The 24,457-nt window shown below is 70.8% G+C and carries 29 protein-coding genes and 1 pseudogene; 7 read left to right on the forward strand and 23 right to left on the reverse strand.

Annotated elements, in window-relative coordinates; all coding sequences use genetic code 11:
* Window positions 1–30 precede the first annotated feature (30 nt).
* Complete coding sequence (gor, locus tag QM699_RS16910; protein ID WP_415012197.1) at window positions 31–1,383, reverse strand: glutathione-disulfide reductase; 1,353 nt, start codon at window positions 1,381–1,383, stop codon at window positions 31–33.
* Between the two features lie 7 nt (window positions 1,384–1,390).
* On the reverse strand, window positions 1,391–2,158 hold the full coding sequence (gene rpiA, locus QM699_RS16915) for a ribose-5-phosphate isomerase RpiA (protein WP_415012198.1): 768 nt from the start codon (window positions 2,156–2,158) through the stop codon (window positions 1,391–1,393).
* A gap of 203 nt (window positions 2,159–2,361) precedes the next feature.
* Between rpiA and QM699_RS16920 the strand changes: the two genes are divergently transcribed.
* Window positions 2,362–2,934 (forward strand): hypothetical protein, encoded by a 573-nt coding sequence (locus tag QM699_RS16920; RefSeq protein WP_415012199.1) that lies wholly within the window; start codon window positions 2,362–2,364, stop codon window positions 2,932–2,934.
* 4 nt (window positions 2,935–2,938) lie between these two features.
* Here QM699_RS16920 and QM699_RS16925 read toward each other — a convergent pair whose 3' ends face one another.
* From QM699_RS16925 to QM699_RS16955, 7 genes are all read right to left on the reverse strand, one after another.
* Window positions 2,939–3,616 carry a thiamine diphosphokinase gene (locus QM699_RS16925; protein ID WP_415012200.1) on the reverse strand — a complete coding sequence of 226 codons (678 nt, stop codon included), beginning with the start codon at window positions 3,614–3,616 and terminating at the stop codon, window positions 2,939–2,941.
* A gap of 43 nt (window positions 3,617–3,659) precedes the next feature.
* Window positions 3,660–4,166: a CreA family protein gene (locus QM699_RS16930; protein WP_415012201.1), complete on the reverse strand. Its 507-nt coding sequence runs from the start codon at window positions 4,164–4,166 to the stop codon at window positions 3,660–3,662.
* 22 nt (window positions 4,167–4,188) lie between these two features.
* The gene (locus QM699_RS16935; protein ID WP_415012202.1) at window positions 4,189–4,434 is read right to left on the reverse strand and encodes a DUF2842 domain-containing protein; all 246 of its coding nucleotides are present in this window, start codon (window positions 4,432–4,434) and stop codon (window positions 4,189–4,191) included.
* Window positions 4,431–5,723 carry an adenylosuccinate synthase gene (locus tag QM699_RS16940; RefSeq protein ID WP_415012203.1) on the reverse strand — a complete coding sequence of 431 codons (1,293 nt, stop codon included), beginning with the start codon at window positions 5,721–5,723 and terminating at the stop codon, window positions 4,431–4,433. Before QM699_RS16940 ends, QM699_RS16935 begins: the two co-directional genes overlap by 4 nt.
* A 158-nt stretch (window positions 5,724–5,881) precedes the next feature.
* Window positions 5,882–6,391 (reverse strand): hypothetical protein, encoded by a 510-nt coding sequence (locus QM699_RS16945; protein WP_415012204.1) that lies wholly within the window; start codon window positions 6,389–6,391, stop codon window positions 5,882–5,884.
* Between the two features lie 468 nt (window positions 6,392–6,859).
* A complete protein-coding gene (locus QM699_RS16950) occupies window positions 6,860–7,318 on the reverse strand; it encodes a peroxiredoxin (protein WP_415012787.1) in 459 nt (152 codons plus the stop codon).
* 97 nt (window positions 7,319–7,415) lie between these two features.
* Window positions 7,416–7,616: a DUF1127 domain-containing protein gene (locus QM699_RS16955; RefSeq protein WP_415012205.1), complete on the reverse strand. Its 201-nt coding sequence runs from the start codon at window positions 7,614–7,616 to the stop codon at window positions 7,416–7,418.
* Window positions 7,617–7,700: 84 nt separating this feature from the next.
* Between QM699_RS16955 and QM699_RS16960 the strand changes: the two genes are divergently transcribed.
* From QM699_RS16960 to QM699_RS16975, 4 genes are all read left to right on the forward strand, one after another.
* The gene (locus QM699_RS16960) at window positions 7,701–9,113 is read left to right on the forward strand and encodes a PLP-dependent aminotransferase family protein (RefSeq protein ID WP_415012206.1); all 1,413 of its coding nucleotides are present in this window, start codon (window positions 7,701–7,703) and stop codon (window positions 9,111–9,113) included.
* 105 nt (window positions 9,114–9,218) lie between these two features.
* A complete protein-coding gene (queA, locus tag QM699_RS16965; RefSeq protein WP_415012207.1) occupies window positions 9,219–10,265 on the forward strand; it encodes a tRNA preQ1(34) S-adenosylmethionine ribosyltransferase-isomerase QueA in 1,047 nt (348 codons plus the stop codon).
* A gap of 9 nt (window positions 10,266–10,274) precedes the next feature.
* Window positions 10,275–11,570: an MFS transporter gene (locus QM699_RS16970; RefSeq protein ID WP_415012208.1), complete on the forward strand. Its 1,296-nt coding sequence runs from the start codon at window positions 10,275–10,277 to the stop codon at window positions 11,568–11,570.
* An 89-nt stretch (window positions 11,571–11,659) separates the two neighbouring features.
* Window positions 11,660–12,223, forward strand: a complete 564-nt coding sequence (locus QM699_RS16975; RefSeq protein WP_415012209.1) for a DUF924 family protein — start codon at window positions 11,660–11,662, stop codon at window positions 12,221–12,223.
* 51 nt (window positions 12,224–12,274) lie between these two features.
* On the opposite strand, the gene QM699_RS16980 is transcribed toward QM699_RS16975, so the two are convergent.
* The 7 genes from QM699_RS16980 to polA form a co-directional block, all read right to left on the reverse strand.
* Window positions 12,275–13,252 (reverse strand): substrate-binding domain-containing protein, encoded by a 978-nt coding sequence (locus QM699_RS16980; RefSeq protein ID WP_415012210.1) that lies wholly within the window; start codon window positions 13,250–13,252, stop codon window positions 12,275–12,277.
* Between the two features lie 32 nt (window positions 13,253–13,284).
* A complete protein-coding gene (locus QM699_RS16985) occupies window positions 13,285–14,316 on the reverse strand; it encodes an ABC transporter permease (protein WP_415012211.1) in 1,032 nt (343 codons plus the stop codon).
* Window positions 14,316–15,830 carry a sugar ABC transporter ATP-binding protein gene (locus QM699_RS16990; RefSeq protein WP_415012212.1) on the reverse strand — a complete coding sequence of 505 codons (1,515 nt, stop codon included), beginning with the start codon at window positions 15,828–15,830 and terminating at the stop codon, window positions 14,316–14,318. Before QM699_RS16990 ends, QM699_RS16985 begins: the two co-directional genes overlap by 1 nt.
* A complete protein-coding gene (locus QM699_RS16995) occupies window positions 15,827–16,042 on the reverse strand; it encodes a substrate-binding domain-containing protein (RefSeq protein WP_415012213.1) in 216 nt (71 codons plus the stop codon). The genes QM699_RS16990 and QM699_RS16995 overlap by 4 nt, the downstream gene beginning before the upstream one ends.
* Before the next feature lie 2 nt (window positions 16,043–16,044).
* Window positions 16,045–16,236: a hypothetical protein gene (locus tag QM699_RS17000; RefSeq protein WP_415012214.1), complete on the reverse strand. Its 192-nt coding sequence runs from the start codon at window positions 16,234–16,236 to the stop codon at window positions 16,045–16,047.
* A complete protein-coding gene (locus QM699_RS17005) occupies window positions 16,236–16,505 on the reverse strand; it encodes a LacI family DNA-binding transcriptional regulator (protein ID WP_415012215.1) in 270 nt (89 codons plus the stop codon). The genes QM699_RS17000 and QM699_RS17005 overlap by 1 nt, the downstream gene beginning before the upstream one ends.
* Window positions 16,506–16,692: 187 nt before the next feature.
* Window positions 16,693–19,500 carry a DNA polymerase I gene (gene polA, locus QM699_RS17010; protein WP_415012216.1) on the reverse strand — a complete coding sequence of 936 codons (2,808 nt, stop codon included), beginning with the start codon at window positions 19,498–19,500 and terminating at the stop codon, window positions 16,693–16,695.
* A gap of 298 nt (window positions 19,501–19,798) precedes the next feature.
* On the opposite strand from polA, the gene QM699_RS17015 reads away from it, so the two are divergent.
* Window positions 19,799–20,299 (forward strand): hypothetical protein, encoded by a 501-nt coding sequence (locus tag QM699_RS17015; protein WP_415012217.1) that lies wholly within the window; start codon window positions 19,799–19,801, stop codon window positions 20,297–20,299.
* A 54-nt stretch (window positions 20,300–20,353) separates the two neighbouring features.
* Here the strand turns inward: QM699_RS17015 and QM699_RS17020 are convergent, their stop codons facing one another.
* The 6 genes from QM699_RS17020 to QM699_RS17045 form a co-directional block, all read right to left on the reverse strand.
* A complete protein-coding gene (locus QM699_RS17020) occupies window positions 20,354–20,539 on the reverse strand; it encodes a zinc-finger domain-containing protein (protein ID WP_415012218.1) in 186 nt (61 codons plus the stop codon).
* Between the two features lie 130 nt (window positions 20,540–20,669).
* Window positions 20,670–21,161 carry an ATP F0F1 synthase subunit B gene (locus tag QM699_RS17025; RefSeq protein ID WP_415012219.1) on the reverse strand — a complete coding sequence of 164 codons (492 nt, stop codon included), beginning with the start codon at window positions 21,159–21,161 and terminating at the stop codon, window positions 20,670–20,672.
* A gap of 4 nt (window positions 21,162–21,165) precedes the next feature.
* Window positions 21,166–21,819: a F0F1 ATP synthase subunit B' gene (locus tag QM699_RS17030; protein ID WP_415012220.1), complete on the reverse strand. Its 654-nt coding sequence runs from the start codon at window positions 21,817–21,819 to the stop codon at window positions 21,166–21,168.
* A 61-nt stretch (window positions 21,820–21,880) separates the two neighbouring features.
* On the reverse strand, window positions 21,881–22,117 hold the full coding sequence (locus QM699_RS17035; protein ID WP_415012221.1) for a F0F1 ATP synthase subunit C: 237 nt from the start codon (window positions 22,115–22,117) through the stop codon (window positions 21,881–21,883).
* A gap of 60 nt (window positions 22,118–22,177) precedes the next feature.
* Complete coding sequence (locus tag QM699_RS17040) at window positions 22,178–22,933, reverse strand: F0F1 ATP synthase subunit A (protein ID WP_415012222.1); 756 nt, start codon at window positions 22,931–22,933, stop codon at window positions 22,178–22,180.
* 7 nt (window positions 22,934–22,940) lie between these two features.
* Window positions 22,941–23,318 carry an AtpZ/AtpI family protein gene (locus QM699_RS17045; protein WP_415012223.1) on the reverse strand — a complete coding sequence of 126 codons (378 nt, stop codon included), beginning with the start codon at window positions 23,316–23,318 and terminating at the stop codon, window positions 22,941–22,943.
* A gap of 237 nt (window positions 23,319–23,555) precedes the next feature.
* Between QM699_RS17045 and QM699_RS17050 the strand changes: the two genes are divergently transcribed.
* Window positions 23,556–23,891: an ArsR/SmtB family transcription factor gene (locus QM699_RS17050; RefSeq protein ID WP_415012224.1), complete on the forward strand. Its 336-nt coding sequence runs from the start codon at window positions 23,556–23,558 to the stop codon at window positions 23,889–23,891.
* Window positions 23,892–24,286: 395 nt separating this feature from the next.
* Here QM699_RS17050 and QM699_RS17055 read toward each other — a convergent pair.
* A pseudogene (locus QM699_RS17055) lies at window positions 24,287–24,421 on the reverse strand (calcium-binding protein); the annotation flags it as partial.
* Between the last annotated feature and the right edge of the window lie 36 nt (window positions 24,422–24,457).

The raw sequence follows: 24,457 nt of genomic DNA on the forward strand, positions 1-24,457 counted from the left end.
CCCTTTGCTGGCCGCCGAGGCGGTTGGCCATTACCCCTCAACCGGCGCGGGCAGCGTCACCAGCTCCTCCGCAGCCGTCGGATGGACGGCGACGGTGCGGTCGAAGTCTGCCTTGGTCGCGCCCATGCCGACCGCGACGGCGGCGAGCTGGATCATCTCGCCGGCGCCGTGGCCGACGATATGGACGCCGAGCACGCGCTCGCTCCCGGCCTCGAGCACAAGCTTCATCAGCATCCGCTCGTCGCGGTGGGCGAGCACGTTCAGCATCGGGCGGAACGCGGTGCGGGCGATCGCCACCGGGCCGCGGGCGCGCGCCTCGGCCTCGGTCAGGCCGACGGTGCCGATCTCGGGCTGGGTGAAGACGGCCGTCGCGATGAGGGCGTGGTCGACTCGCGTCGGTTCGGCGGCGAAGACGGTGCGGGCAAACGCCTGCCCCTCGCGGATGGCGACGGGGGTGAGCGCGATGCGGTCGGTCACGTCGCCGACGGCATAGATCGACGGCACGCTCGACTGCGACCAGTCGCCGACCTTGACCGCGCCGTTCCGGCCGAGCGCGACGCCCGCGGCTTCGAGGCCGAGGCCGTGCGTGTTCGGCGCGCGGCCGGTGGCGAGGAGCACGTGCTCGACCACATGGCTCTCGCCGTTGGTCAGCACGATGCGCTTCTCCGCGCCCACCGGCTCGATCCGGGCAATGTCGCGGCCCAGCTCCAGCACCACGCCGCGGCTGCGCATGGCGTCGGCGACGTGGGCGCGCACTTCGTCGTCGAAGCCGCGCAGGATCTGCGGGCCGCGGTAGATCTGCGTCACGCGGGTGCCGAGGCCGTTCAGGATGCCGGCGAACTCGCAGGCGATGTAGCCGCCGCCGACGATCGCGACCGACTTCGGCTGCCCGGCCAGCTCGAAGACCTCGTTCGAGGTGATGGCGAGATCGGCGCCGGGCACCTCGGGCCGCACCGGCCAGCCGCCGGTCGCGATCAGGATGTGGCTCGCGCTCACCTCGCGCCCGTCGGCGAGGCGCACGCGGTGCGGGTCGGCGACGGTCGCGCGGCAGTCGTGGAGCGTCACGCCGGCCTTGGCGAGGCGGCTGCGATAGGCGGCCTCGAGCCGGGCGATCTCGGCGTCGCGGGCGGCGCGGAAGCGGGGCCAGTCGAAGCGGGCGCCCTCCACAGTCCAGCCGAAGCCGCGGGCGTCCTCGAAGGCGTCGGCGAAGGCCGAGGCGTAGACGAAGAGCTTCTTCGGGACGCAGCCGCGGATCACGCAGGTGCCGCCCATGCGGTATTCCTCGGCCAGCGCCACCCGGGCGCCGGCCTCGGCGGCGATGCGCGCTGCCCGGACCCCGCCGGAGCCGCCGCCGATGACGAAGAGGTCGACGTCGAACGCCATGGCGGGCTCAGGCGTCCCGGTTGCGCATCAACTCCACCTGGTCGACCGGCGTGCCGGGCGCGACGGGGCGCTCGATCACCTCGGTCGTGCCGTCGGCGTGGCCGATCACGACCGCGGCGGCCATGTCGATGAACAGCCCGCTTTCCACCACGCCGGGGATGGCGTTCAGCGCCGCGGCGAGGGCCGGCGGATCGCCGATCCGGCCGAGATGCAGGTCGAAGATATAGTGCCCTTCATCGGTGACGAGCGGCCCGGCCGAGCCGGTGCGCACCGTGATCTCGCGGCCGTCCACGTCCATGCCGTTCAGCAGCTCCGCCACCGCGCGGCGGGTCGAACTCCAGCCGAAGCGCACGATCTCGATCGGCAGCGGGAAGGCCCCGAGCCGGGCGACGCGCTTGCTCTCGTCGGCGATCACCACCATGCGCGCGCTCGACGCCGCGACGATCTTTTCCTGCAGCAGCGCGGCGCCGCCGCCCTTGATGAGGTTGAGGTGGCTGTCGAACTCGTCGGCTCCGTCCACGGTCATGTCGATGTGCCCGACGTCCTCGAGCTTCTTCAGCGGCACGCCGAGCTCCTGCGCGAGCCAGACCGTCGCGCTGGAGGTGGCGACGCCGGTGACGTGGATCCGCTCCCGCTTCATCCGCTCCGACAGCAGCCGCACGAACCAGCCCGCCGTCGAGCCGGTGCCGAGGCCCAGCGTCATGCCATCCTCGACCAGCTGGAGGGCGCGGGCGCTGGCGGCGGATTTGGCCTGGTCGGCGGGGGAAAGCGGCATCGGTGCCTCCGGGGCGGTCGGCGTTGCGGACGGTCGTCGCGGACGGAGCACGCGCGGCCGGGGCGTTATAGGCGGATTGCGCCGCCGCCGAAAGCCGAATTGACGCACACGCATCGGTGGAACCGGCGCCGCTCGACAACCTGTACCCGACGCCGCTAAGTGAGGCGCCCGCTGGACAGGCGGATGCCGAAAGGGGACGGACCATGAAACTCAGACACGCGATTGCCTCGGGCCTGCTCGCGCTTGCCCTGGCCGGCTGCGCGGAAATCAGCGGGCCGCGCAGCAACAACACCGCGTCGACGATGGTGACCACCGAGGCGACCGTCGTCTCCGTGGACCAGGCCACGCGCCATGTCGTCCTGCGCGGCGAAGACGGCACCACCACGCAGGTGGCGGCAGGCCCCGAGGTGCGCAACCTCGGCCAGCTCAAGGCCGGCGACACGGTGCGCATGGACTATTTCCGCGCCACCACCGTCAGCATGGCCGATCCCGCGGACACCGGCGAAGTGCAGAAGGCCGCGATCGCCGGCCGGGCGCCCGAAGGCGGGAAGCCCGGCGCGATGGCCGCGACCAACACCTCTATGGTCGTCACTGTCGTCAACTTTGACAGCAACAACGGCATCGCCACCTTCCGCACGCCCGACGGCATGACCCGGCAGGCGGTCGTGCCGCCGGAGCTGCGCGGCTTCGCGAGCCGGCGTGGCGCGGGGTCGCGGGTGCTGGTGTCGATGACCGAGGCCGTGGCGGTGACGATCGCCCCCGAGGCCAAGGGCTGAGCCTTCAGCCCGCGCCGCGGACGCTCGCAACCGCCAGGCCGAGCAGATCGGCCGGCAGGAGGACGATCATCCGCGGCGCATCGAATTCGAGGCTGACCGGCCCGCCGGTCGCCTCATTCGAGGTTCCGGTGCGCAGGTCGGGCCGGAAGCTCAGGCCGTCGATCGGCCAGCGGAGCCCGCCGGAGCGTCCCTCGACCGGGCCGAGCGGCCAGAGCGACACCCGCGCCCCGGCAGGCAGCGCGGCCTGCCAGCGGACGGGACAGAGGAAGGCCACGTCCTCGGCGCCGATCAGCAGCACCCGCCCGGCCGGCCGGCGCGCCAGCGCGGTGAGCGCGGCGAGCGTATGGTCCAGCCGGCCGCCGAGAAACCCGACCGCGAGATAGAGCGGCGCCTCGACGGAATAGAGGCATTTCTCGAGGTCGGTCGTGTCCTGCTCGGCGATCCGGTGGACCGGCACCCCCGCGGCGCGCAGCCGCTCCGCCCCGGCAAGGGAATCCATGTCGCCGATCGCCGCGCGGAGGCGCGCGCCGCCGGGCAGCGCGACATCGCCGCCGCCGTCGGCCGCCACCACCTCCGGCGCCAGCGCCAGCGCCGCGGCGAGCCTGTCCGCCGGAACCGGCCCGCCGCCGACCAGCGTGACGGGCCCGGACGCGCGGTAGAGCACGGGCCGGTCGTCGCTCACGGCGCGGGTGTCACGACGCGGGCGCCGTCACGCAGCGGCGTCGTCACCGGGCCGGTGCCGTCGCCGGGGTCGTGGGCGCCATGTCGTGGATCGCGACGGCCGAGATGCTGTTCTTCGGCGAGCCGTCGACCAGCTTGTCGGAGTAGGTGAGATACACCAGCGTGTTGCGGGCCTTGTCGTAGAACCGCACCACCTGGATGTGCTTGAAGAGGATGCTGGCGCGGGCGGAGTAGACCTCTTCGCCGTCGTCCAGCGTGTCGCGGAACGTGACGGGGCCGGTCTGCTGGCAGCTGACCGCCGCGTCGGACGTGTCCTCGGCCAGCCCGAGGCTGCCCTTGATGCCGCCGGTGCGGGCGCGGCTGATGAAGCAGGCGACCCCCTCGACCTCGGGGTCGTCGAACGCCTCGACGACGATCTTGTGGTTGGCCCCGAGGATCTTGAACGCGGTCGTCACCTCGCCGACCTCCTCGGCGCGGGCGGATCCCGCCATCGCCACGGCCATCGCCCCTGCGGCGAGCGCGAGCGCCGCGGCCGTCCTTGATGCTGTCATGCCGGTCTCCTCCGCTGTGGCGTCAGGGTTGCTCGTGGGGCGGCGTGTCGGTGCCGGCCTCTGGATCGTCGCGGCCGATGCCGGTGAAGACGGCGCGGAACGGCAGCGCCCAGAGCACGCCGAGGCCGCCATAGACCAGCAGCTCGATCCAGATCGACGGCCGCTCGATGAGCGCGAGCAGGCTCACCGCCGCGACGACGTAGGCAGGCAGGCCGACGAGGAGCAGGACGAGCGACCAGCGCCGCCGCGCCCGCCAGCTCAGGCTCATGCGGCGAACGGGTCGGTGACGAGGATGGTGTCGTCCCGCTCCGGGCTGGTGGAGAGCAGCGCGACCGGGCAGTCGATCAGCTCCTCGATGCGGCGGACGTACTTGATCGCCTGCGCCGGCAGGTCGGCCCAGGAGCGCGCGCCCGCGGTGGTCTCGGACCAGCCCTCCATCGTCTCGTAGACCGGCACGACGCGCTCCTGCTGCGCGGCCGCGGCGGGCAGGTAGTCGATCCGCTCGCCGTCGATCTCGTAGCCGGTGCAGATCTTCAGTTCGTCGAAGCCGTCGAGCACGTCGAGCTTGGTGAGCGCGATGCCGTTGACGCCGCTGGTCATGCAGGTCTGGCGCACCAGTGCCGCGTCGAACCAGCCGCACCGGCGCTTCCTGCCGGTGACGGTGCCGAACTCGCGCCCGCGCTCGCCGAGCCGCTGGCCGATCTCGTCGGTCAGTTCGGCCGGGAACGGGCCGGAGCCGACGCGGGTGGTGTAGGCCTTGACGATGCCGAGCACGAAGTGGACGGCGCCCGGTCCCATGCCGGTGCCGGTCGCGGCCATCCCGGCCAGCGTGTTCGACGAGGTGACGTAAGGGTAGGTGCCGAAGTCGATGTCGAGAAGCGCGCCCTGCGCCCCCTCGAACAGGATGCGCCGGCCCTCGCGACGCTTCTCGGCGAGGATGTGCCAGACCGGCGCGGCGTAGGGCAGCACCTGCGGCGCGATCGCGTCGAGCTGGGCGCGCAGCGCGGCGCGGTCGACCGGCTCGGCGCCGAGCCCGGCGCGCAGCGGGTCGTGGTGCGCGAGCAGGCGGTCGAGGCGGGTCTCGAGCGTGTCGGCGTCGCCGAGGTCGGCGACGCGGATCGAGCGACGGCCGACCTTGTCCTCGTAGGCCGGGCCGATGCCGCGGCCGGTGGTGCCGATCTTGGCCGCGCCGGCGGCTTCCTCGCGCAGGCGGTCGAGGTCCTGGTGCAGCGGCAGGATCAGCGGGGCGTTCTCGGCGACGAGCAGGCTCTCGGGCGAGATCGCCACGCCCTGCGCCGCGAGCTTGGCGATCTCGGCGACGAGCGCCCAGGGGTCGAGCACGACGCCGTTGCCGATGACGCTGAGCTTGCCCGGCCGGACGATGCCGGAGGGGAGCAGCGAGAGCTTGTATGTGGTGCCGTCGATGACCAGCGTGTGGCCGGCGTTGTGCCCGCCCTGGAAGCGGGCGATGACGTCGGCCCGCTCGCTCAACCAGTCGACGATCTTGCCCTTGCCTTCGTCACCCCACTGGGCGCCGACGACGACGACATTTCCCATGGCCGGACCTTCCCCCGCAATTCGCGTGGGTTATAGCGGCGCCGGCCGGAGGCCGAAACCCGTCATTTTGCGAGGGCCGGACAAGATCCCGCCCGGAGCCGGCTGTGCAGGCCGGTCCGGGCGGGTCCCTCGACCTCCGCTGTCACCGGTAAGCGATGTCAGCCGATGAAGCGGAAGACTTCGAGCGGGATGCGGTCGTCCTCGCTGTCGATGAGGAACGACGGCAGTTCGAGCGGCGCGGCATTGTCGAGCAGCGCCTGCTGCGCGATGCGGCGGACCCACGGGTCGGGGGCGTAGAGCTGGATCGCCTTCAGCGCCTCGGCCTGACGCTCCAGCCGGCGCTCGACGGTATCGACGTGATCGCTGAAGACGTCGAAGGCGAGCGCGAGGGCCGCGGGACCGCCGCCCTCGACGGTGCGGAAGGTGGCTTCGGCCCTGGCGCGGCGGGCCTTGTCGGCGCCGCGCCGGACCCGCTCTGCCGGCGGCAGGCCGGCGAGCCCTTCGATCAGCCGGGCGCGCTCCGGGTCGTCGGCCGCAGTCCCCGCGCCGAGCCGGGCGAAAAGCGACTGCACCGCGGAACGGACGGCCGAAGCGGCGCCGCGCTCCGGCACGCGGTCGGAGTGGACGTCGGCATGCGGGTCGGCGGCGAGGGTGGTCGTGCGGGTCATCCCTTGGAACTCCTGCGATCGCGGCCCCCCCGGGGGGAGCGGGTTGGGGTGGTTCCTTCGCACCGCCCGGGCGGGTGCCCGGGGATCGGCGCCGTTCAGTGCGTCGTCAGCGTGCGTGGCGATGCGTGCCGTGCCAGCATGCGGACGCCGGGCGACCGAGGGCCAGTGCGGATGCGATCCCGGCCAGCAGGTGCCGCAAGGTGCTGTCGAACGATGGGGGCGCGACGATCCTGGCAACAGCGACTTGTGCTGAGCGCCTGCGGGCGACATCGCGAAGCCAGGTGGGGTTTGGATCGTGCCTATCCATCATGCGGCCCTCCATCGTTCGACCTCTTAATCTCGATATACTTTATCGAGATTTGCAAGATATAAATTTGGAAAAATGATCGTTTTGAATCAGCGCATTGTCGGCCACCGTGTTTTCGGTAGCCGGAGGGTGCGCCCGGGAATCGATGAATCGGCGGCGCGTCAGGCCGCCTTGACAGCCTTCAGCACCGCGTCGACGTGGCCGGGCACCTTGACCTTGCGCCAGACCTGCCGGACGACGCCGCCGGTCACGAGGAAGGTGGCGCGGTCGATCCCCATGTACTTCCGCCCGTACATGGACTTCTCCACCCAGGTGCCGAAGCGCTCCACCACCTCGCCGGTTTCGTCCGAGAGCAGGATGACCTTCAGCTCGTGCTTGTCGCGGAACTTGTCGTGGCTCGCCACGCTGTCCTTCGAGACGCCGAGGACCACGGCGCCGGCGGCGGCGAAGTCGTCGGCGCGCTCGCTGAAACCGATCGCTTCCTTGGTGCAGCCGGAGGTGTCGTCCTTGGGATAGAAGTAGATGACGAGTGTCTTGCCCGGAAAGTCCGCCGGGCCGGCGGTGCCGCCGCCGTCGCGGGGCAGCGAGAATTCGGGAATCGGGTCGCCGACGTCGAGCATGGCCAAGATCTCCCTCCTGGAATGGCCGTCGCAAGGGACGACAATCCGGCTCGGGTTACAAGCCGGGTCGGCGCGGCCCCGGCGGAGGGATCGGGCGTCAGTCGACCAGCGGCGAGCGCCGCGCCTCCGCCTCTGCCTGGGCGCGGGTGATGCCGACGTCGCGGAGCGCCGCCGCGTCGAGGCGCATCAGCACCACCCGCGACCGCCAGAGGCCGTGCCACGCCACGAGCCGCGCACCGATGTCGCCGAACCGCACGTCCCACACCGGGCGCCAGCCGATTGTCACCTTTTCCAGCATGATTGTACCCCAAATATCGAGTCGATTGCCCGCCGGATTGTTACCATTGATCCGATGCACCTCGCAGCCTATACAATTGCCACCATGACAAATTGGATCCCTGAACCCGCAGGTGGCGAGGGCGCGTTCTACCGCCGGCTCGCCGACGGCATCGAGGCAGCCATCGCCAGCGGTGCGGCGCCGGAGGGGGCGAAGCTGCCGCCGCAACGCGATCTCGCCTACGACCTCGGGGTCACGATCGGCACGGTCGGCCGTGCCTATGCGCTGCTCCGCGAGCGCGGGCTCGTCAGCGGCGAGGTCGGGCGCGGCACCTACGTGCTGCCCCGGCCCGCGCCGTCCGGTGCGGCGATGACCGAGGTTGCGCCCGACGTCGCCGGCACCCGCACCGACGAGGTGGCGCCGGGCAAGCAGCGGCTCGACTCCACTGCGGCGCCCGACCTGGGGCAGGGGGCGGTGATCGGCGAGGTGCTGGCCGGCATCGCCCGGGACCACCCGCTCGAGGTCGCGAGCTATTCGCGCACCTTCCCGGCCAGCTGGGCCGAGGCGGGCCGGCGCTGGCTCGGGCGCAGCGGATGGATGCCGGCGGCCGACAGCGTGCTCTCGACGCTCGGCGCGCACTCCGGCGCCCTGACCGCCATGGCGGCCGTCACGGCGCCGGGCGACCGCATCGTCTTCGAGCAGCTGAGCTATTCGCAGGTCGCGCGCGGGGCGCGGCTGATCGGCCGGCGCATCGCGACGGTGGAGATGGACGCGCACGGGATGATCCCGGACGCCTTCGAGCGCGTCTGCGCCCAGCAGCACCCGAAGCTCGCCTTCCTGATGCCGACCGTGCACAACCCGACGCTCGCCATCATGCCGGAGGACCGGCGGCGGGCGATTGCCCGCATCGCGGCGCGATATGACGTCTGGCTGATCGAGGATGACATCTACGGCGCGCTCGCCGATGACCGGACGCCGATGCTCGCGAGCTTCGCGCCGGAGCGGACGTTCGTGCTCGGCGGGCTCTCGAAGGCTGTTGCCGCCGGCCTGCGCGGCGGGTGGATCGCCTGCCCGCCGCGGCTCCTGCACCGGCTGCGCGTGGTGCAGAAGATAACGATGGGGGGGTTGCCCTTCCTGCTCGCCGAGGCGGCGGCGCGCATGGTGCTGGGCGGGCACGCGGCCGACCTGCGGGCGCGGACGCTCGCCGAGCTCGCCGACCGGCAAGCCATCGCCAGCGCCGCCTTCGCCGGCCACGACTTCCTGTCCGTGCCGACGGCGCCCTATCTCTGGCTCCGCCTGCCGGAAACATGGCTGCCGGGGACGTTCAAGGCGGCGGCGATGGCCGAGGATCTGCTGATCGACGACGAGGACGAGTTCAAGCCGGCGCCGGTCGACCGGGCGTTCCGCCGGGTGCGCATCTCGTTCTCGTCGGTCGATGGGGCGAGCCTCGCCACGAGCCTCGCCCGCCTGCGCCAGCTGCTCGACAGCGGCGACGCCGGGTATGACGCCGTGGTCTGACGCCGGGTTTGACGGGCCGGGTTTGACGGGCCGGGCTCGATGGGCCGGGTTGCGTGCGGAGGCGATTTCCGGGAAACGCTGCGGGCGTCCCTGGTCTGGTGTGCGATGCGGCTTGACGAGTTCGACTATCACCTCCCCGAAGAGCTGATCGCGCTGCGCCCCGCGCGGCCGCGCCCGGCGTCGCGCCTGCTGGTCGTGGGGCCGGGCGAGATGCACGATTCGCACGTCTCCGACCTGCCGGACTGGCTCCGTCCCGGCGATCTGCTGGTGCTGAACGACACCCGCGTGATCCCCGCCCGCCTGACCGGCCGGCGCGAGCGGCCGGGCGGCGCCGGTGCGACGATCGAGGCCACGCTGGTCGGCGTGACCACCGGCGGCCTCTGGCGGGCGCTGGCCCGACCGGGAAAGCGCCTCGCGCCCGGTGACAGGATCGACTTCGGGCCGCTGTCGGCCGCGGTACGGGAGAAGGACGGCGCGGAGGTCATCCTCGCCTTCGACCGCGAGGGCGCGGCGTTCGAGGCGGCGCTGGCCGAGACGGGGCAGATCCCGCTGCCGCCCTACATCGCGACGCGCCGCGCCGCCGACGCGCAGGACCGCGACGACTATCAGACGGTGTTTGCCCGGCGGCCCGGCGCGGTGGCGGCGCCGACCGCCTCGCTGCACTTCGACACCGGCCTTCTGGAGACGCTGGCGGCGCGCGGCGTCGCCACCACGCGGGTCACGCTGCATGTGGGCGCCGGCACCTTCCTGCCGGTGAAGGTCGACGACATCGAGAGCCACCGGATGCACGCCGAATGGGGCGAGATCGGCGAGGCGGCGGTCGAGGCGATCCGCGCCACCCGGGCCGCCGGCGGGCGGGTGATCCCGGTCGGCACCACGGCGCTGCGGCTCATCGAGACGGCGGCGGCGGAGGCGGGCGGGATCCGCCCGTGGACCGGCGAGACCTCGATCTTCATCCGGCCCGGGCACGTGTTTCGCGCGACCGACGGCCTGATGACCAATTTCCACCTGCCGAAGTCGACTTTGCTCATGCTGGTGTCGGCCCTGATGGGTCTCGGGCGGATGCGCGCGGTCTACGCTCACGCCATCGCGGCGCGCTATCGCTTCTTCTCCTATGGCGACTCGTCGCTGCTCCTGCCGCACGGGATCTGAGGGCCCTTCATGCTGACCGTCCTCGCCAGTTCCTGGGCCCTGCTGTTCGGCATCCTGCTGCTGCTCGTCGGCAACGGCCTGCAGGGGACGCTGCTCGGGGTGCGCGGCGGCATCGAGGGCTTCGACGCCAGCACGATGGCCTGGGTGATGAGCGCCTACTACGTCGGCTTTCTCGTCGGCTCGCGCCGGGCGACCGCGATGATCGCCCGCGTCGGGCACGTCCGCGTCTTTGCCGCGCTCGCCTCGCTGATCTCGGCGGCATTCCTGATCTATGCCGTGGCGCCGAACCCCTGGGTGTGGATCGCCATGCGCGCGCTGGTCGGCTTCGCGTTTTCCGGCGTCTACGTCGTCGCCGAAAGCTGGCTGAACGACGCGGCGACCAACGAGACCCGCGGCAAGGCGCTGTCGCTCTACATGGTGGTGCAGATGCTCGGCATCATCTCGGCGCAGTTCCTGCTCAACCTCGCGAACCCCGCCGGCTACACGCTCTTCGTGGCGATGTCGGTGCTCGTCTCGCTCGGGGTGACGCCGATCCTGCTGACCGCCAGCTCGGCGCCCGCCTATCGCACGACCCAGCCGATGAGCCTCGGCGCGCTGTTCCGCATCTCGCCGCTCGGCTGCGTCGGGACGTTCCTGCTCGGCGGGGTCTATGCGGCGATCTTCGGCATGGCCTCGGTCTATGGCACGGTCGCCGGGCTGAGCGTCGCCCAGATCTCGGCGTTCGTGGCGGCGATCTACGTGGGCGGTCTCGCGTTCCAGGTGCCGGTCGGATGGCTTTCGGACCGGATGGACCGGCGCAAGCTGATCCTGGCACTCACCCTCGGCGGCGCGACCGTCACCCTCGGCGGCGCGGCCCTCGCCGACAACTACACCGTCGTGCTGATCCTCGGGTTCGTGATCGGCGGAGTGGCGAACCCGCTCTATTCGCTCATCATCGCCTACACCAACGACTTCCTCGCGCCGCCCGACATGGCGGCGGCCTCCGGCGGGCTGCTGTTCATCAACGGCACGGGGGCGATGCTCGGGCCGCTCGTCATCGGGCTCCTGCTGACGCGGTTCGGCGGCTGGGGCTTCTTCGGCTACGTCGGCGGGCTGTTCGCGCTGATGGGCATCTATGCCGCCTGGCGCATGACCCGTCGCGCCGCGCCGGAGGAGACGGCGGTCGCCTATACCGCGGTTTCGCCCACGGCCTCGCCCGTGGTGCTCGAGCTGTCGCGCGAGGTGGCGGTGGAGCGGGGCGATGCGCTCCGGGCGACCGAGTCGGGGTCCGGCGACGCGGCCGGCGACGCGACGGAGCCGGTCTGAGGCGCGCACGCCCGTTCTTTCGGGCCACTTCCCTTTTGCCGCGCGGTGGCGGAAACTGGGTGCCGGGATGGAAACTGCGGAGAAGGTCGATGGACCCGCGCGCCGAAGAAATTCTCGAGTTCTGGACCAGTATCGGTCCAAAGGGGTGGTACGAGGTCGACGACGCGGTTGATCGCGAGATCACCGAGCGGTGGGGCACGCTCTGGGAGAGCGCGCGCGCCGGCGGACTGCACGAGTGGCGGGCGGTGGCGCGGTCGTGCCTGGCGCTCACCGTGCTGCTCGACCAGTTCCCGCGCAACATGTTCCGGGGCGACGCCCGGGCGTTCGCGTCGGACGCCCACGCGCGCGCCGTGGCACGCGATGCCATCGCGGCCGGCTTCGACAAGGCGACTCCGGTGCCGGAAAGGCAGTTCTTCTACCTGCCCCTCATGCACTCCGAAGTCTCGTCGGATCAGGACCAGTGCGTCCGGCTGGTGCTGCTGAACCTTGGCCGTGGCGGGACGCTCGACCGTGCCCGCGCACACCGCGCGGTGATCCGCCGCTTCGGGCGCTTCCCGTATCGCAACGACGCGCTCGGCCGATCGTCGACGCCGGAAGAGGCGGCGTTCCTCGACGCGGGGGGATACCGCAGCGCGTTGGAGGCCGCCGCCTGAGCGCGACTGCCGATGCGACGCCCCCCGGGAGCACCCGAGGGGCGCCGCGGTTCAGTTCGTCATCATCGACTTGGCGTTCTCCGGCGTGATCGCCGTGGTGTCGACGGTTACGCTTGCCGGCACCTCGGTCGCGCAGTCGAGCAGGATCGACTTCGCCATCTCGATCGCCTCCTTCGCGCCCGTCGGATAGGTGAAGGTCGCGGCCCACTCGCCCTCGGCCACCGCGCGGATGCCGCCGGCCGGCCCGGGCAGGCCGTCGGTGCCGATGATCTTGATGTCACCGTCCGCCTTGCCGGCCCCCTTCGCGGCGAGCCGGGCACCGGCCGCCATCATGTCGTTCGAGGCGTAGACCATCTTGATGTCCGGATGCGCCTGCAGCATCGCGGCAAAGGCGGTCTGGGCCTTGTCCGGCAGCCAGTCGGCGGCCTGTTCGGCGACGACCTGGATCTTCGGATTCCCCTTCACGCCGTCCTTGAAGCCGTTCAGCCGCTCCACCGCCGGGGTGGAACTCGGCAGGCCCTGGAGCACGGCCACCTCGCCACCCTCGGGCAGCAGGGTCTTTGCGGTATATTCACCCGCCGCCAGCGCGATCTTGTAGTTGTCGCCGCCGATGAAGGCCGTGTAGTCCTTGCCGGGCTCGCCATTGGTCTTGCGGTCGAGTTCGATCACCGGGATGCCCGCATCCATCGCCCGCTTCACCGCCGGGGTGATCGGCGCCGCCTCGAAGGGCGAGATCAGCAGCAGGTCGACCTTCTGGGTGATGAAGTTGTCGACCTGGGAGGTCTGGGTGTTCACGTTGCCCTGGCCGTCGGCGATCTGCAGCGTGAACTGCGGCACCGCCGCCGCGGCCGCCGTCAGCTCGTCGTTGACATGCTGGCGATAGGGCTCGGCGTTGTTGGCCTGGCTGAAGCCGATCAGGAACTCGCCGTCCTTCTTGCAGTATTTCGAGATCGGATCGGCGGCGTAGGCCGTCCCGGCGAGCGCCAGGGCGGAGCCGGCGAGCAGGGCCGTGCGGACGAGGGTCTTCATGGGGTCCTCCTGTGGATCGACAAGCCGCTTCTTCAGCGCAGGCCCTCGCGGCGGCGAACGAGAGACTGGAGCACCGCCGCCAGCACGATGATCGCCGCGGTGGCGAGCAGCTGCAGGGCCGGGGTGATGTTGTTGAGCTGCAGCACGTTGGCGAGCGCGCCGAGCATGATCGTGCCGGCGACCGTGCCCACCATCGAGCCCGAGCCGCCGAAGAGCGAGGTGCCGCCGATGACGACCGCGGCGATCGCGGTCAGCTCGTAGCCGGTGCCGTCGTTGGCGCTGCCGAAGTTGAACTGGCCCGCGTGGACGATGCCGGCGAGCGCCGCGGCAAAGCCGGTGATGGCGTAGACCGAGGTCTTCACCAGCGTGACGGGCACGCCCGAGAGCTGCGCCGCGCGCTCGTTGCCGCCGACGGCGAAGACATAGCGGCCGAAGCGGGTGGTGTTGAGCACGACGGTCGCGACGGCGGCGAAAGCGATGAAGACGAGGGTCGCCACGGGGACGGTGTTGTTGAACAGCCGCTCGCCCAGCACCGCGAAGACCGGCGGCGCGAGGCCGGGGCCGTCGCCGTAGGAGATGTTGATGTACTGGTTGTCCGAGACGACGAGCGCGAGGCCGCGCGCGGCCTGCAGGCCGGCGAGGGTGACGATGAAGGGCTCGAGCCGGAAGCGGGTCGAGATCGTGCCCTGGGCGGCGCCGAAGACGGTGCCCATGAGCAGCACGAGGAGCAGGGTGGGCACGAGGCCGAAGCCGCCGGAGATCATCATCGTGGCGGTGACGACCGAGGAGAGCCCGAGCAGCGCGCCGACCGAGAGGTCGATGCCGGCGGTGATGATGACGAAGGTCATGCCGATGGCGATGATCCCGGTCTCGCTGACCGCGCGGACGATGTTGGCGATGTTGTCCGGGGCGAGGAACAGGATCTCGCCGTGGCGCCGGGGCGAGAAGATGATGCCGCCGAGGGCGACCAGCACCAGGCCGATGAGGCTCTGGAAGCGGACGAGGAGCGCGAGCGGGTCGCGCTTGCGGGCTTCGGGGGCCGCGAGGGGCTTGGCTTCGGTCATCAGGCGACCCTTCCGTTTGCCGCCTCGAGGACGGTGTGTTCATCGACCGCGCCGCTGAAGGCGGCGACGTTCCGGCCCGCGCGCAGCACCACGATGCGGTCGCAGAGGCCGATGAGCTCAGGCATTTCCGAGGACGCGACGAGGACGCCGAGCCCTTGCCCGGCAAGCTCGCGCAGCCGCGCGTAGATCTCGCCCTTGGCGCCCACGTCGACGCCCCGCGTCGGCTCGTCGAGGAGCAGGAGCCGCGGTTCGTCCAGCACCTCCTTGGCCAGCACCACCTTCTGCTGGTTGCCGCCGGAGAGCGCGCCGACGGGGATGGCGGGGTTCTTCGGGCGGATGTCGAACTGCCCGTAGGAGCGTTGCACCGCCGCCACCTCCCGCCCGGGCGACATGAGGCCGGAGGGAGATATCCGGCGCAGGATCGACATGACGAGGTTCTTCGCCACCGCCATGCGCAGCATCAGGCCGGTGCCGCGGCGGTCGTCGGTGACGAAGGCGAGGCCGGCGCGGCGGGCGGCGCGGATCGAGGAGAGATCGGCGGGCCTGCCGTCGACCTCGACCGTGCCGCGCCAGCGGCCGGCGGGCCCGGCGCCGAAGAGCGCGGAGAGCAGCTCGGTGCGACCCGCACCCATGACCCCGGCAAGCCCGACGATCTCGCCGGCGTGGACGTCGAGCGTCACGTCCTCCGGCGCCTGCCAGCCGGCGCGCGGGCGTTTCGGCTGGTAGGCGGCGCCGGCGAGGCGGAGCAGGCGCTTGCCGGTGGTGGCGGCCCGGGGCGGGAACAGCTCGTCGAGCGGCCGCCCGACCAGCAGCCGCACCAGCTCGCCCTGCGGCGCATCGGCGGGCAGCGTTCCGACCACCCGCCCGTCGCGCATCACCGTCACCCGGTCGGCGATCTGCGGCACCTCCTCGAGGCGGTGCGAGATGTAGACGATCCCGACGCCCTTCGCGGCAAGCCGCCGCATGATCCCGAACAGCCGCTCCACCTCGCCGGTTGTGAGCGCCGCGGTGGGCTCGTCCATGATGAGCACGCGGTCGGCGTAGGACAGCGCCTTGACGATGGCCACGACCTGCCGCTGGCCGATGGAGAGGTCGGCGACCCGGGTGTCGGCGTCGAGCGCCATCTCGAGCGCCGCGAGGCGCCGCTGCGCCTCGGCCCGCATGGCGCCGAAGCTGAGGAAGCCGCCCGAGGTCAGCTCCCGCCCGAGGAACAGGTTCGCCGTCACGTCGAGGCCGGGGGCGAGGTCGAGTTCCTGGAAGATCGTCGCGATGCCCGCGCCCTGCGCATCGCGCGGACTGCCGAAGCGCACGGGCCTGCCGTCGATCGAGACCGTGCCCTCGTCGGGGGCGTGGACACCGGAGAGGACGCCCATCAGCGTCGACTTTCCCGCGCCGTTCTCGCCGAGCAGCGCATGGATCTCGCCAGCGCGCAGGTCGAAGTCGACGCCGCGCAGCGCCTGCACGCCCCCGAAGCGTTTCGTCACGCCCTGCATCGTCAGGAGCGGTGCCGTCATCGCGGTCTCCCCACCGAATCACGCAATTTCACTTCCGCCGCCAGCTGGACGTGGCGTCGCGGCCCGTGGGGCTCGCGGATGCGCTCCATCAGGAGCGACGCGGCCTGCCGGCCAAGCTCGGCGCAAGGTTGCGCCACCAGTGTCAGCCGCGGCTCGAAGCAGTCGGCCCACTCGAAATCATCGACGCCGACCAGCGACAGGTCTGCCGGCACGGCTAGCTCGCGCGCGCGGCGCGCATTGCGGTGACGGTGACGAGGTTGTTGCCCGCGACCAGCGCCGTCGGCGGCTCCGGCGCGTCGAGCAGGCGGGCGAGCACCGCCTCGGCGTCCTCCGCCGAGCGCGTGCGGCCGGACGACCAGCCCGGCCCCTGCCCGGGATCGTCCTGGGTGTCGGCGAGCAGCACCATCAGGCCGGCCTTGGCGCACTGCGCCTCGATGGCACACACGATGTCGCGAAATAGGGGGTGGCGATAGTCGAGATGGCGAGCCCCACGGCGTTGGTCGAGGCGACCTTGAGCGCGCGGGCGAGCATGTTCGGTGCATAGCCGGCGGCGCGGATCGCCGCCTCCACCCGCTCCGCCGTCGCGGGAGCGACGCGCCGGGTGCCGTTCAGGACATGGGAAACGGTCGACGTCGACGCGCCCGCAGCCGCGGCCACCTCGGTGATCGTCACCATGGCAGATCACGCCAGAAACCGGCCCTGCGCCCCATCGTTTCATTCCCCGGCTGGCAGTCCACGCTGCCTCGGGAGGAGAGCTAGCAGCATCAAAACGATTGCGCAAGATTTTGCGCGCACAGGCACAGACACGGCGACGCCCGGAGCGCGCGGCTCCGGGCGTCAGCTCATCCGCATGCGATCGGTGTCAGTGGGCGGCGGCCCAGCTCTCGCCCCAGCCGGCATCCACCACCAGCGGCACGTCGAGCGCGACCGCCGGCAGCGCCGCCTCGGCCATGACCGCGCGGACCGCCTCGGCGGTCTCGGCCGCGGCGTCCTCCGCGACCTCGAACAACAGCTCGTCGTGGACCTGCAGCAGCATCCGGGCGGGCAGGCGGGAAATCGCGTCGGGCACCCGGATCATCGCGCGGCGGATGATGTCGGCCGCCGAGCCCTGGATCGGCGCGTTGATCGCGGCCCGCGAGGCGAAGCCGGCGTGCGGACCCTTCGCATTGATCTCGGGCGTATGGATGCGCCGCCCGAACAGCGTCTCCACATGGCCGTGCGCCTTGGCGAAGGCCACCGTGCGGTTCATGTACTCGCGGATGCCGGGGAAGCGCTCGAAATAGGTGTCGATGAAGCGCTGGGCATCGGCGCGCGGGATGCGCAGGTTGTTCGACAGGCCGAAGGCGGAAATGCCGTAGATCACCCCGAAGTTGATCGCCTTCGCCTGACGGCGGATGTGCGAGGGCATCCCCTCGATCGGCACGCCGAACATCTCGGAGGCGGTCATCGCGTGGATGTCGAGACCGTCGAGAAACGCCTGCTTCAGGGCACCGATGTCGGCCATGTGCGCGAGGATGCGCAGCTCGATCTGGCTGTAGTCGAGCGACAGCAGCACGTTGCCGGCCTCGGGCACGAACGCCTCGCGGATCTGCCGGCCCTCGTCGGTGCGCACGGGTATGTTCTGCAGGTTGGGCTCGGTCGAGGCCAGCCGTCCGGTTGCGGCCCCGGCAATCTGGTAGGAGGTATGCACCCGGCCGGTCTCGCGGTTGATCGCGTCCTGCAGGGTGTCGGTGTAGGTGGACTTCAGCTTCGACAGCGCGCGCCAGTCGAGCACGCGGGCGGGCAGGTCGTGGCCCTGCGCCGCCAGCTCCTCCAGCACGTCGGCGCCGGTGCCGTAGGCGCCGGTCTTGCCGCGCTTGCCGCCGGCGAGGCTCATCTGGTCGAACAGCACCTCACCAAGCTGCTTCGGCGAGCCGATGTTGAACGGCGCGCCGGCGAGGCCGTGGATCTCGGACTCGAGCGCGGCCATCCGCTGGGCGAAGTCGCCCGAAAGGCGCGACAGGCGGGCGCGGTCGACGCGGATGCCGGCGCGCTCCATCTCGGCCAGCACGGGCACGAGCGGCCGCTCCATCGTCTCGTAGACGCGGGTCACGCGGGCGAACGGCAGCTTCGGCTTCAGCGCGTCCCAGAGGCGCCAGGTGATCTCGGCGTCTTCGCAGGCATGGGTGGCGGCGTCGGCGATCGGGGTCTCGCGGAAGGTGAGCGCGGCCCGGCCGCCGCCGAGCAGCGCCTTGCGGGCGAGCGGCTGGTGCGAGAGGATTTCCTCCGCCAGCGTGTCGCGGCCGTGGCCATGCAGGCCGGCGTGCAGCGCGTAGGAGAGGAGCATGGTGTCGTCGACGGACGCCAGCGCGATCCCCTGCCGGGCGAGCAGCTTCACCGCGCGCTTCACGTCGTGGCCGATCTTGAGGATCGCGGGATCCTCGAGCAGCGGCTTCAGCCGGGCGAGCGCGAGGCCGGGCGGCAACTGGCCCTCTGCGGCGAAGAGGGTGCCCGCCTCGCTGACGTGGCCGAGCGGCAGGTAGGCGGCGGCGCCGGGGCCGATCGCGAGAGCGATGCCGGCGATGTCGCCCGTCACCTCGTCCGCGGTGCCCTCGACGGAGAGCGCGAGGACGCCGCGCGTGTGAACCCGCGCGAGCCAGGCCTCAAGCGCCGCCTCGTCGCGCAGCACGACGTAAGCGGCGCGGTCGATCGGCGGAACCGGCGGCGGTTCGACGGCAGCGGGACTGCGCGCGTCCGGCGCGGGCGAGGCAAGACCGGCGGTGTCGCCGATCACCGGCGCCTCGACCTTGAGCTTCTGCGCCACCCGGGTGGCGAGGGTGCGGAACTCCATCACCGCGAGGAAGTCGAGCAGCCGCGCCGCCTCGGGCTCGCGCACCTCCAGCGTCTCGATGGCGTCGGGCACGTCGACGTCGCGGCGCAGCGTCACCAGATCGCGCGAGATGCGGATCTGCTCGGCGAAGTCGATGAGGGTGGCGCGCCGCTTCGGCTGCTTGATCTCCTCCGCCCGCGCCAGCAGCGTGTCGAGATCGCCATACTCGCCGATCAGCTGCGCCGCGGTCTTGATGCCGATGCCGGGCGCACCGGGCACGTTGTCGACCGAGTCGCCTGCGAGCGCCTGCACGTCGATCACCCGGTCTGGCGCGACGCCGAACTTCTCCACCACCTCGTCCGGGCCGATCGGGCGGTTCTTCAGCGTGTCGAACATCTCGATGCCGGGGCCGACCAGCTGCATCAGGTCCTTGTCGGCCGAGACGATGGTGACGCGCCCGCCGGCCGCCGCGGCGCGGGTGGCATAGGTCGCGATGATGTCGTCGGCCTCGAAGCCGTCCATCTCGATGCAGGGCAGGTTGAAGGCGCGCGTCGCTTCGCGGATCAGGCGGAACTGCGGCTTCAGGTCGTCCGGCGGATCGGGGCGCTGCGCCTTGTAGGCCGGATAGATCTCCTTGCGGAACGTCTGCTCCGACTTGTCGAAGATCACCGCCACATGGGTCGGCGCATCGTCGCCCCGGGTCTCCTGCAGCATCTTCCAGATCATGTTGCAGAAGCCCGCGACCGCGCCGATCGGCAGGCCGTCCGACTTGCGCGTCAGCGGCGGCAGGGCGTGGTAGGCGCGGAAGATGAAACCCGAGCCGTCGATCAGGTGCAGGTGGCTGCCCTTGGCGAAGCTCACGCCCGGCCTCCGCTCGTCTGCCCGCCGCGCATCGGCCGCTCCCCCTGCTCGTTCTCTTGCCGGGTCTAGCGATGTGGCGGAGGGGGGGCAATGCCCGGCGGGAGCCGGCCCGACCGCGCCGTCCCGCCTCGGCACCGTCCAGCCGCGGCGGAATACCTGCGATTCTCCCGGGTTGCGTCAGGGAACGGAATCTTGATCGACACACCCTTGAGTTGCTATGGCAGGGGACGGCGCACCGATGCGGATGCGTCCAACCGGCACGGCCTTGGAGCCGGCCAAGCAGGAACAGGGGACGACCATGAGAACGATGACGCTGCTTCTCGCCGGCGCGCTGGCGCTCGGCGCCTGCGCCGCGATGGACCGGTTCGCCAAGCCCGAGACGGTCGGCAACTGGGTCATCACCAAGAATGGCGAGTCGGGGCCGGGCTGCGTCGCCACGCGGCAGTTCGTGAACCCGAACTCCCAGGTTCGGATGGGCATCAACGCCACCTCGACGCCGCCCTCGGGATATCTCGCGATCTACGTGCAGGGCTACGAGGGCATCAAGCCGGGGCAGTCGATCCCGGCGACCTTCAAGGTTGGCGAGCGGGTGTTCAAGGGCACCTTCACCGGGCAGAACCAGGCGGGCTTCGGCGGCGCCGTGGTGCCGGTCGACAACACCGACTTCATCTACAGCCTCGGCAACTACGACGCGATGACCGTCACCTACGACAAGGATCACCGGGTGATCGTGCCGCTCGACGACGTCGATCCGGCCATCGCATCGCTGCGTGCCTGCCAGGACAGCCTGACGAAGTGACCTGACGGCCGGCGGCGCCCGCACCCGCGGGCGCCGTCAGGCGTTGCAGCGGGCTCAGTGCTCGCCGGAAGCCGCCCCGGGCTTCAGCACATAGCGGCGGTCGCAATAGCCGCACTCCACATATCCCTTTTCCGGGTCGATCTGCAGCCAGACGCGCGGATGGCCGCTGGCGCCGCCACTGCCGTCGCAGGCGACGCGGCTCTGGGTGACTTCGATCGTCTCTGGGGCTGGTGCGGCCATGGGTGGCTCCGTCTGTGGCATTGGCGACGTCGCCTCAGGTCTAGCCCGAGCGCGGTGCCAGGGGCAATCGGGCGACCAACGAAAAAGGCCGCCCGCAGGCGGCCTCTCACGCTCCCGGTCGCCCGGTGGATCAGTGCAGCTTCGTCCCGACCTCGCCGATCGCCGAGTCGATCAGCTTGTCGACATCGCCGGGCTGCATCCGCTGCTTCAGCACGTCGCCGGCGGCGGCGATGGCGACGGCGACGGCGCGGTCCTTGATCTGGCGGATCGCGGCGTGCTCGGCCGCCTCGATCTGTTCGGTCGCCGTGTGCATCCGGCGGGCGACGGAGCGGCGGATCTCCTCCTTCGCCGTCTCGGCGGCCTTTTCGGCCTCGAGACGGGCGGCGGAGACGATCTCCTCGGCCTGGGCGCTCACCTCCTTCTGGCGGCGCTCGTAGGTGGCGAGCAGCGACTGCGCCTCGTCGCGCAGGGCGCGGGCCTCGTCGAGTTCCTGCTTGATGCGCGTGGCCCGCTCGTCGAGCTTCTTCGTCACCATCGCCGGCACGCCCACGTAGAGCAGGACGCCGATGAAGATGACGAAGCCGATGGCGACGACGATCTCGGTGTTGTTGAGAAAGCCCATGGCGTCAGCCCTTCAGCCGGTTGGCGATGGCGGCGTCGACCGCGGCCGCATCGTCGGCCGAGGGCAGCAGTGCGCGAACGATCTCGCCGGTGGTGTCACGCGCGACCTGCTCAACGCTCTTCGCGGCGTTGTCGCGGATCTCGGCGATGCGCTTCTCCGACTCGCCGGCCTTCGCCGCGATCTCGGCATCGGCCGAGGCGGTCAGCGCGGCGAGCTCCTTGTCGATCCCGGCCTTGGTCTCGGCCGCGATCCGGTGCGCCTCGTCGCGGGCCTCGGCCAGCGACTTGGTATAGGCGGCCTCGGCCTCCTCGGCCCGGCGCTTCAGCGCCGCCGCCGCCTCGATGTCGTTGGCGATGGCGTCGTTGCGCTCGGCGATCACCGTGCCGATGCGGGGCAGGGCGACGCGCGTCAGCACGAAGTAGAGCGCGACGATTGCGACGATCAGCCAGAAGATCAGGTTCGGATAAATCCCGGGATCGAGCTGGGGCATGCCGGATTCGGCATGTTCCATGTTCGCTTCCCCGAGCGTCTCCGTGTGGGCACCCGTCGCGTGCTCGGCCGCGTGCTCGCCGGTGGCCGGGGCCACCTCGACGTGCCCGGTCTCGGCCTGCGCGATCACGATTACGGCGTTGCCCGTTTCGGATTGATCGGTCGCCATGTCTCACTCCGTCCTCGAGCGGGCCCGGATCGGCCCGCGGCGTTGCGTCAAAGTTCGCGGATCAGACCGCGAACATCAGCAGCAGCGCGACGAGGAACGAGAAGATGCCGAGCGCTTCGGCGAAGGCGATGCCGATGAAGAGCGTGGCGGTCTGCTCGCCGGCAGCGGCCGGGTTGCGCAGCGCGCCCGACAGGAAGTTGCCAGCCACGAGGCCCACGCCGATGCCGGCGCCGCCCATGCCGACGCAGGCGAGGCCCGCGCCGATGAACTGGCCCATGTCCGCGATATTGCCTTCCATGTTCTTTCTCCTTTTAGGGGTCTTTGGAAGAAGGATTCCGTCGGGGCGTGCCCCCGGGTGTCAGTGGCCCGGGTGCAGCGCGTCGTTGAGGTAGACGCAGGTCAGGATCGCGAAGACGTAGGCCTGGATCACCGCCACCATCAGCTCAAGCCCGTACATCGCCGTGATCGCGAGGATCGGGATGAACGCCGCCGCGCCGAGCGCGCCGGCAAAGCCCGCGAACACCTTCAGCACCGCGTGGCCCGCCATCATGTTGCCGGCAAGTCGGACGGAGTGGCTGAGCGGGCGGACGAAGTACGAGATGACCTCGATCACCGCGAGCACGATGCGGAGCGCCACGGTCGGCGCGCTCGACACCCAGAACAGGTTCAGGAAGTGCGCGCCGTGCTTCACGAAGCCGATCACCGTCACGGTGATGAAGACCGCGAGCGCGAGGATCGCCGTCACCGCGATGTGCGAGGTCGCCGCGAAGCTGCCGGGAATGAGCGCGAGCAGGTTCGAGAACAGGATGAACAGGAACAGCGTCATCACGTAGGGGAAGTACTTGGCGCCTTCCTTGCCCGCGACGTCGGTGATCATCTTGTGGACGAAGCCGTAGGTCGCCTCGGCCATCGACTGCGCCCGGGTGGGCACGAGCGCCCGTCCGCGGGAGCCGACGAGCATCAGCGCGCTCGCCGCGACGACCGTCAGCGCCATCCAGAGCGTCGCGTTGGTCGGGGTGAACCAGTGGACGGAATGCCCGCCGAACAGCGAGTGAACCTCGAACTGCTCCATCGGGTGGATGTTGAACCCGCTGCCGCCCGCTTCTTCCGCCATCGCCCTCTCACTCCTCGTCGGGATCGCTTGGATCCCGCTTGTCGTTGCGTGCCGCGGTCGCGGCCGTCCGGTGCAGCGCCGCCTCGCCGCGGCCTTCGCGCACCTCGGCGGCGGTCCGCATCATCGTCTTGACCCCCGCCGCGAACCCCAGCAGCGCGAACACCACGAGGAAGATCGGCATGGTGCCGGCCGCCCAGTCGATCGCGTAGCCGATGCCGAGTCCGAGGGCCATGCCGGCCACCAGTTCCGTCACCATCCGCCAGGCGAGCGAGCCTTGGGTATATTCCCCGTGTCCCTTCGCCGGCGGCCCCTCCCGGGTCGCCTTCGCCGCGGCAATCCGTTCTTCGAGGCGCTTCAGGCGCTCGTCGAACGGGTCTTCTGCCATGGCCCGATCGTCCCCCCGGGCTGGCTGTTGCCCTGCGAGGTGGTAACGGAAAGCGGAGCGGGCTGTCAAGCGGGCGTGATCGGGCGAGGCATCTCGTAAATAATTGATATGTAATGGATTTGTGAAAGGCGCTGCCTTGGCCGGAAGGGTTTTTCGCAGCGTTCGGCCGTCGCGGCGCCGGATTCCGATCCTCAACCAAACGGTTGAATTTCTCGTTCGGCATCAGCAGGATGCGCCATGGCTGCCGATCTCGACCTGGTCTTCGCCGCTCTCGCCGACCCGACGCGCCGCGCGATCCTCGCGGCGCTGATGGCGGGCGACCGGACGGTGGGCGAGCTGGCGGAGCCACACGAGATGTCTCTCGCCGCGATCTCGAAGCACCTGCAGGTGCTGGCCCGCGCCGGTCTGCTGGCGCAGGAGCGGACGGGGCGCGTCGTCACCTGCCGGGCGCTGCCGGACGGGCTGCGCGCGGCAGGGATCTGGATGCAGGGCGTCGGCGGTTTCGATGCCGACGACCTCGATGCGCTCGAGGCGCTGGTGCGCGCCGGCCTCGCGGCTGGCGCGCAGGACTGACCGCGGTCGTCAGAGCACGACGTCGGCGTCCGAATACACCGACGCGCTCCGGCCGCCATCGCGCAGGAGGATGGCGATCTCGAAGGCCGCGTCGGAGTCCGTGTTGCCGCGCACGAGCGTGTCGGAGCCGAGGTTGACGTCGACCCCTCCAGCCGTTCGAACCCGCCGACCCGGCTGCCGGAGATGTCGCCGTCGAGCCTGAGGGTATCGGTGCCGGAGCCGCCGTTCAGGACGAACGGGTTGTCGTCGCTGGCGATGATCGTGTCGTTGCCGACACCGCCGTAGGCGAGGTCATCCGTCGAGACGTCGAGGAGGTCGTTGCCGCCCTCGCCGTAAAGCGTGTCCCGGGCGCCCTCGTCGTAGCCGTAGGAATAGTACGAGTAGAGTGAGTCGTTTCCCGTCCCGCCGTGCAGCAGGTCGGCGCCGCCGTACCCTTGCAGCGTGTCATTGCCACCACGGCCGCTCATCACGTCGTCGCTGGATCCTCCCGTAAGAGAATCCGGGAAACGCCCGCCATTGTAAGTTGTCATTAATATTGTCCTCCCGGCCGCCAGTTCAATGTATCC

It is taken from the genome of Amaricoccus sp., assembly GCF_047602525.1.
Classification (GTDB): Bacteria; Pseudomonadota; Alphaproteobacteria; order Rhodobacterales; family Rhodobacteraceae; genus Amaricoccus.